We start from the raw sequence: 5,206 nt of genomic DNA on the forward strand, positions 1-5,206 counted from the left end.
CATTGTAGTTTTTTTTCCATGATTATGGGATGTTTGGTTTCACCCTTTTTTAATTCGCCAACAGTCTCTTGAAATCGGTACTACACAAACTTTCGTCCGGGTGGTGCGCGGACGGAAGAATATTTATTTAAATCAAATTTATGCCGCCATGAAAAAGCAACAAAATAAATTCAGCCACCTGACGGCAATCGAAAGAATTTATCTGTCATTTCCAGCAAGATTTTTATTAGATAAAAACTTGCTGCAAGGCAAAGTCTTAGATTTTGGGTGCGGCTTGGGCAGCGATGTTAGATTGTTGCAGCAAAAAGGCTTCGATATTACGGGTTATGACCCTTATTATTTCCCGGAATTCCCCGAAGATAAATTCGACACTATCATTTGCTTTTATGTTTTGAATGTTTTGTTCCCTGAAGAACAAGCTAATGTCCTGATGGAAGTGTCGCACCTGTTGAAACCGGGAGGGAATGCGTATTTTGCGGTGAGAAGGGATATCAAAAAAGAAGGCTTTCGAGAACATTATGTCCACAAAAAACCTACATATCAGTGCATTGTCAAGCTTCCATTTAAGCCCGTTCACCTAGATGAGTCTTGCGAAATTTACAAATACGTGCATTACAACCATCAAAGAAATTCTACTAATAACTGCATATTTTGCAATCCGTATAAAAACCTAATTTTGCTAACTGAATCAGCAACAGCTTATGCGATGTTTGATGGTTATCCCGCCACCAAAGGTCATGTTTTAATTATCCCCAAGCGTCACGTTGCCAATTATTTTGAACTACCGTTTCGAGAGCAATCTGCTTGCTGGTTTATGGCTAATAAGGTGCAAGAAATTTTAAGTAAAGAATTTCAGCCTGACGGGTTTAATGTGGGAATAAATATTAATAAACAGGCTGGTCAAAGTCGCAGTCACGCGGCTATTCATGTGCTCCCCCGTTACAATGGCGATGCGGCTGGGAATAAAGGCGGAATTAGGTATGTGATTCCCAAGAGTGAAAAATAAAAGTTAGCTAATTGTGAAAGGAATTGTTTTTTACCGCAGAGGCGCAGAGAACACAGAGAAATAGAGAAGAGAGGAATTCATAATTTTTGTAAAAATTGTTATCTTTGAGCAAATGGCGAGCCAAATAGAGTTAAAATGTGTTTGCCAAGTCTCAAACTACACATTAGCAGTAATTTGGTGTTCTGTTTATGTCTAAGCGCAAAAAGCAAGAATGGCTCAAGGAAACTCTAGAACTCAAAGAAAACCACAATTGGAAGTCAAAGCCTGGAACTCGAATTTTTGTAGCAGGAAGAGGTGCAGTCCGCTTTGATGTCCCGGAAGATTGGCATTTTGAACCGGATACTAACTCGTTCCGGTTTACGGATAAAAAGCCGCCGGATGATGATTGTCGTTTGGAGGTTTCGTTTAATTTGCTACCACCTAATAACTGGGCAGATTTTCCGCTGGTGCCGCTATTACAGAAGGTGGTTGAAGATGATACGCGAAATCCGATCGCTTTTGGGGAAATTATCCAATTGAAGCGGCAAACTGCCCGCGTTGTTTGGACTGAATTTAAGTTTATCGACCCTCCCGAACAGCGGGAAGCTTATTCGCGAATCTGTATTGGATTGGGTTCTAATGTTCAGTGTTTGATTACTTTTGATTACTGGGTTGACGATGCAGAGCGTTTGACTCCTGTCTGGGATACGGTGATGGATTCGTTAGTTCTGGGTTTGTTTATTAGCGACCCTCGAACGGGGTTCGCACGTCCAGACTAGACCGATTTTCTGGGAAACTTTCAACAACTAATTTTGCTAAGTGTTGAATTGGCAAGCCATCGGTCAGTAAATTTAGAACCTACATTAAACTTTACAACCGCTTTGCCATGAAAATATCTGGCTTGCCAATTCCGTTCGCGTCGGGCATCACTCCGACGATCGCAAAACCCATTTTTTGATAAAATTCGTAGGGATGACCGCGCAAATTTCTAATGTTGGCGATGTGTTCCCAAACGTTAGGATAAAGATTGATGCCTGAAAGAGTGGTTTGATTGTCTTCGTCGTCGGTACCCACCCACAGCACGATCCCTCCCCGGTTTTTAGCTTCTGTTGCTAAATCAGCTACGAGCGATCGACCAATTCCTTGTCCGCGAAATTCTGTTCTCACTACCAGCGGGTGCAGTTCCCAAACATTACCGTCATACTGTTTAATCCCGCCAATCCATCCCAAAACTTGATTGCTGTCGCCGACAGCAATTCGACTGATGCGATCGGCTCCCAAAGATTCTTGCACTTCTTGCAAAGCAGAATTTATATCAGGCCAAGCATCGGGCCAATGCTCTTTAAAACCTTCAACTATTAATCTAGCTACCTGTTGAATTTTTGGCTCGTCAACCGCACACAAATCTGTAATTTGTACGTTCATGAATTTACATACTAAATCAAGGATTACGGACTAATACACTCACCAACCGGATTTTATAACCTGGGAAACGGCAAAAACGAAATATTATTAATAGTCTTCACGCTCCTTATGTTTCCAAAGGGAAAAGTTATTATTGGAAAGTTGCGATCGCCAATTCCCCGCAAAATACTAACACAAGTGCCGTACAATTATCCCACCATCCGGCATCAACCAACCTGCTAACCCCATGCTTTGCGATTACCTGGTACAAATCCTCACCGCCCGTGTCTACGATGTTGCTCAAGAAACAGCCCTAGAATGCGCCCCGAATCTATCAGCACGGCTCAACAATAAACTTTTGCTGAAGCGAGAGGATATGCAGTCGGTGTTTTCCTTCAAACTGCGGGGTGCGTACAACAAAATGGCGCAACTGTCGCCGGATTTGCTAGCACAAGGTGTCATTGCAGCTTCCGCCGGCAACCACGCCCAAGGAGTCGCCCTCGCCGCCCGCCACCTGGGTACTCGCGCGATCATAGTCATGCCCGTAACTACGCCGCAGGTGAAGGTAAATGCGGTGATAGCCCGTGGTGGAGAGGTAGTCTTGCATGGGGACGCTTACGATGATGCTTACGCTTTTGCGCGGCAATTAGAGGCGGAAAAAGGTATGACTTTTATCCACCCTTTTGATGACCCCTACGTGATTGCTGGACAGGGTACGATCGGCATGGAAATTCTGCGACAACATCAAAAACCAATTAACGCGATTTTTGTGGCAATTGGGGGCGGTGGATTGATTTCGGGAATTGGGGCCTATGTCAAGCGGTTGCGGCCGGAAATTAAGATTATTGGCGTCGAACCCATCGATTCCGATGCAATGAATCAATCGCTGAAAGCGGGTAAACGGGTGCGTTTGTCGCAGGTGGGTTTATTTGCTGACGGCGTTGCTGTGCGGGAAGTGGGGGAGGAAACTTTTCGGTTGTGTCAGGAGTATGTGGATGAGATTATTTTGGTGGATACGGATGATGTTTGCGCCGCGATTAAGGATGTTTTTGAAGATACGCGATCGATCTTAGAACCTGCTGGCGCTTTGGCGATCGCAGGTGCGAAAGCTTACGTCGAACGCGAACAAATCGCAGGAGAAACATTAATTGCTGTTGCTTGTGGCGCGAACATGAATTTCGATCGGCTGCGTTTTGTAGCAGAAAGAGCCGAGTTTGGTGAACGCCGCGAAGCCATTTTTGCAGTCACAATTCCCGAACAAGCTGGCAGTCTCCGCAAGTTTTGCGAGTGTCTGGGCAAACGGAATTTAACTGAATTTAGCTATCGAATTGCGGATGAGAAAGAGGCACATATTTTTATCGGTGTACAAATTCAAAACCGTGCCGATGCGGTGAAGATAGCGGCAAGTTTTGAAGGTTGTGGTTTCAAGACTTTGGATTTAACTGATGATGAATTAACGAAGTTGCACGTGCGGCATATGGTGGGCGGGCGTTCGATGCTGGCCGATCATGAATTGTTTTATCGCTTTGAATTTCCCGAACGTCCGGGTGCGTTGATGAAGTTTGTCGGTTCGATGAGTCCTAACTGGAATATCAGCGTTTTTCACTATCGAAATAATGGCGCCGATTACGGGCGAATTGTGGTGGGAATTCAAGTACCGCCGGATGAGATGAAGGAGTGGCAGGCTTTTTTGGATACGCTGGGCTATCAGTATGGGGATGAGAGTCAAAATCCGGCTTATAAGTTGTTTTTGAGGTAGGGTTTTTTGGGAAAGGGCGATCGCACGATTCCCAAACTTCAGGGGTGCATGAGAAAAGCTGGTCGAGTTCTGAGAGATGTGCTGAACACCTATGGCATTAGCCAAAACAAATTGGCGATCGCAATGGGTGTGCGAAGCTCTGTTGTCTATCGTTGGTTTAATGAGTTGATAGATCCAACGGTCAACACGCTTGTGAAGATGGTTGTGGCGTTAAAGTTGCTCGATATAGATGCAGCGCGGGAGTTTGTGCAGCGCTATTGGGGTGAGATTTTGGAGGATGAGGGTGGGGGTGAGGTCGATCGATCTACAAACACAGAATAGAGTTAATGATAAAATTATGGCAGAGTGGTAATGACACCGAATTCAAAGCGATGACAGCAGCACTTCCCATTTCTCTCACTCTCGAAGCTTTCCTCAAACTACCGGAAACTCAACCTGCGAGTGAATTTATTAACGGACGCATTCACCAAAAGATTATGCCTCAAGGCAAACATTCTCGTTTGCAACTCAAGTTTTGCAACGCTGTTAATCTAGTTGGGGAAACAGAACGAATTGCTCTTGCTTTTCCAGAATTGCGCTGTACTTTTGGCGGGCGTTCTATTGTACCTGATGCTACAGTATTTGCTTGGGATAGAATCACTTTTGAAGCGGATGGCGAAGTTCCGAATTCCTTTGAAATTCATCCCGACTGGACAGTAGAAATTTTATCCCCAGACCAGAAAGCAACTAAGGTGATTAGTAATATTTTACACTGTTTGAAATACGGGACTCAGCTCGGATGGTTAATCGATCCAGAGGAACGGTTTATTTTAGCATTTATTCCCGGACGAGAACCAGTTGAGTTAACGGGACAAGATCGGTTGCCCGTGCCAAGTTTTTTAACATTAGATTTGACTGTGGAGCAGGTTTTTGGGTGGCTGAAAGCAGGTGGATAACTTGGCTCTAATTTCGAGCATCTCGCAAATTCCGCACATCCTGAATACTAGACCTCTTGCGAAAGTGCGCTCGTTCTAGGTAAAATAAAAGAAAAAATTAGCTCCCATAATATGAAGTACGAA

General features: G+C 44.5%; 6 protein-coding genes. 5 read left to right on the forward strand and 1 reads right to left on the reverse strand.

Going from position 1 to position 5,206, the window contains the following annotated elements:
- Positions 1-148 precede the first annotated feature (148 nt).
- Entirely contained in the window at positions 149-1,006 is an 858-nt protein-coding gene (locus QUA03_RS28215) for a bifunctional class I SAM-dependent methyltransferase/HIT family protein (protein ID WP_333216939.1), read from the forward strand.
- Positions 1,007-1,194: 188 nt separating this feature from the next.
- Positions 1,195-1,764, forward strand: a complete 570-nt coding sequence (locus QUA03_RS28220) for a hypothetical protein (RefSeq protein ID WP_015177425.1) — start codon at positions 1,195-1,197, stop codon at positions 1,762-1,764.
- A 91-nt stretch (positions 1,765-1,855) separates the two neighbouring features.
- Here the strand turns inward: QUA03_RS28220 and QUA03_RS28225 are convergent, their stop codons facing one another.
- On the reverse strand, positions 1,856-2,410 hold the full coding sequence (locus QUA03_RS28225; protein WP_333216941.1) for a GNAT family N-acetyltransferase: 555 nt from the start codon (positions 2,408-2,410) through the stop codon (positions 1,856-1,858).
- 205 nt (positions 2,411-2,615) lie between these two features.
- Here QUA03_RS28225 and ilvA point away from each other — a divergent pair, with 205 nt between their 5' ends.
- From ilvA to QUA03_RS28240, 3 genes are read left to right on the forward strand one after another with little or no spacing between them, the layout of a single operon-like run.
- Positions 2,616-4,148: a threonine ammonia-lyase, biosynthetic gene (ilvA, locus tag QUA03_RS28230; protein WP_333216947.1), complete on the forward strand. Its 1,533-nt coding sequence runs from the start codon at positions 2,616-2,618 to the stop codon at positions 4,146-4,148.
- 6 nt (positions 4,149-4,154) lie between these two features.
- Positions 4,155-4,469: a helix-turn-helix transcriptional regulator gene (locus QUA03_RS28235; RefSeq protein ID WP_333216943.1), complete on the forward strand. Its 315-nt coding sequence runs from the start codon at positions 4,155-4,157 to the stop codon at positions 4,467-4,469.
- Between the two features lie 5 nt (positions 4,470-4,474).
- Positions 4,475-5,083 (forward strand): Uma2 family endonuclease, encoded by a 609-nt coding sequence (locus tag QUA03_RS28240; protein ID WP_333216945.1) that lies wholly within the window; start codon positions 4,475-4,477, stop codon positions 5,081-5,083.
- Positions 5,084-5,206 lie beyond the last annotated feature (123 nt).

Origin of the sequence: Microcoleus sp. S36b_A4, assembly GCF_036700645.1 — a bacterium.
In the GTDB taxonomy this organism is placed as follows: domain Bacteria; phylum Cyanobacteriota; class Cyanobacteriia; order Cyanobacteriales; family Microcoleaceae; genus Microcoleus.

Excerpts from the sequence above, each read along its gene's own strand:
- QUA03_RS28215 (WP_333216939.1), top strand. The coding sequence starts at position 149 with ATGAAAAAGCAACAAAATAAATTCAGCCACCTGACGGCAATCGAAAGA.
- QUA03_RS28220 (WP_015177425.1), top strand. The coding sequence starts at position 1,195 with ATGTCTAAGCGCAAAAAGCAAGAATGGCTCAAGGAAACTCTAGAACTC.
- QUA03_RS28225 (WP_333216941.1), bottom strand. The coding sequence starts at position 2,410 with ATGAACGTACAAATTACAGATTTGTGTGCGGTTGACGAGCCAAAAATT.
- QUA03_RS28240 (WP_333216945.1), top strand. The coding sequence starts at position 4,475 with ATGATAAAATTATGGCAGAGTGGTAATGACACCGAATTCAAAGCGATG.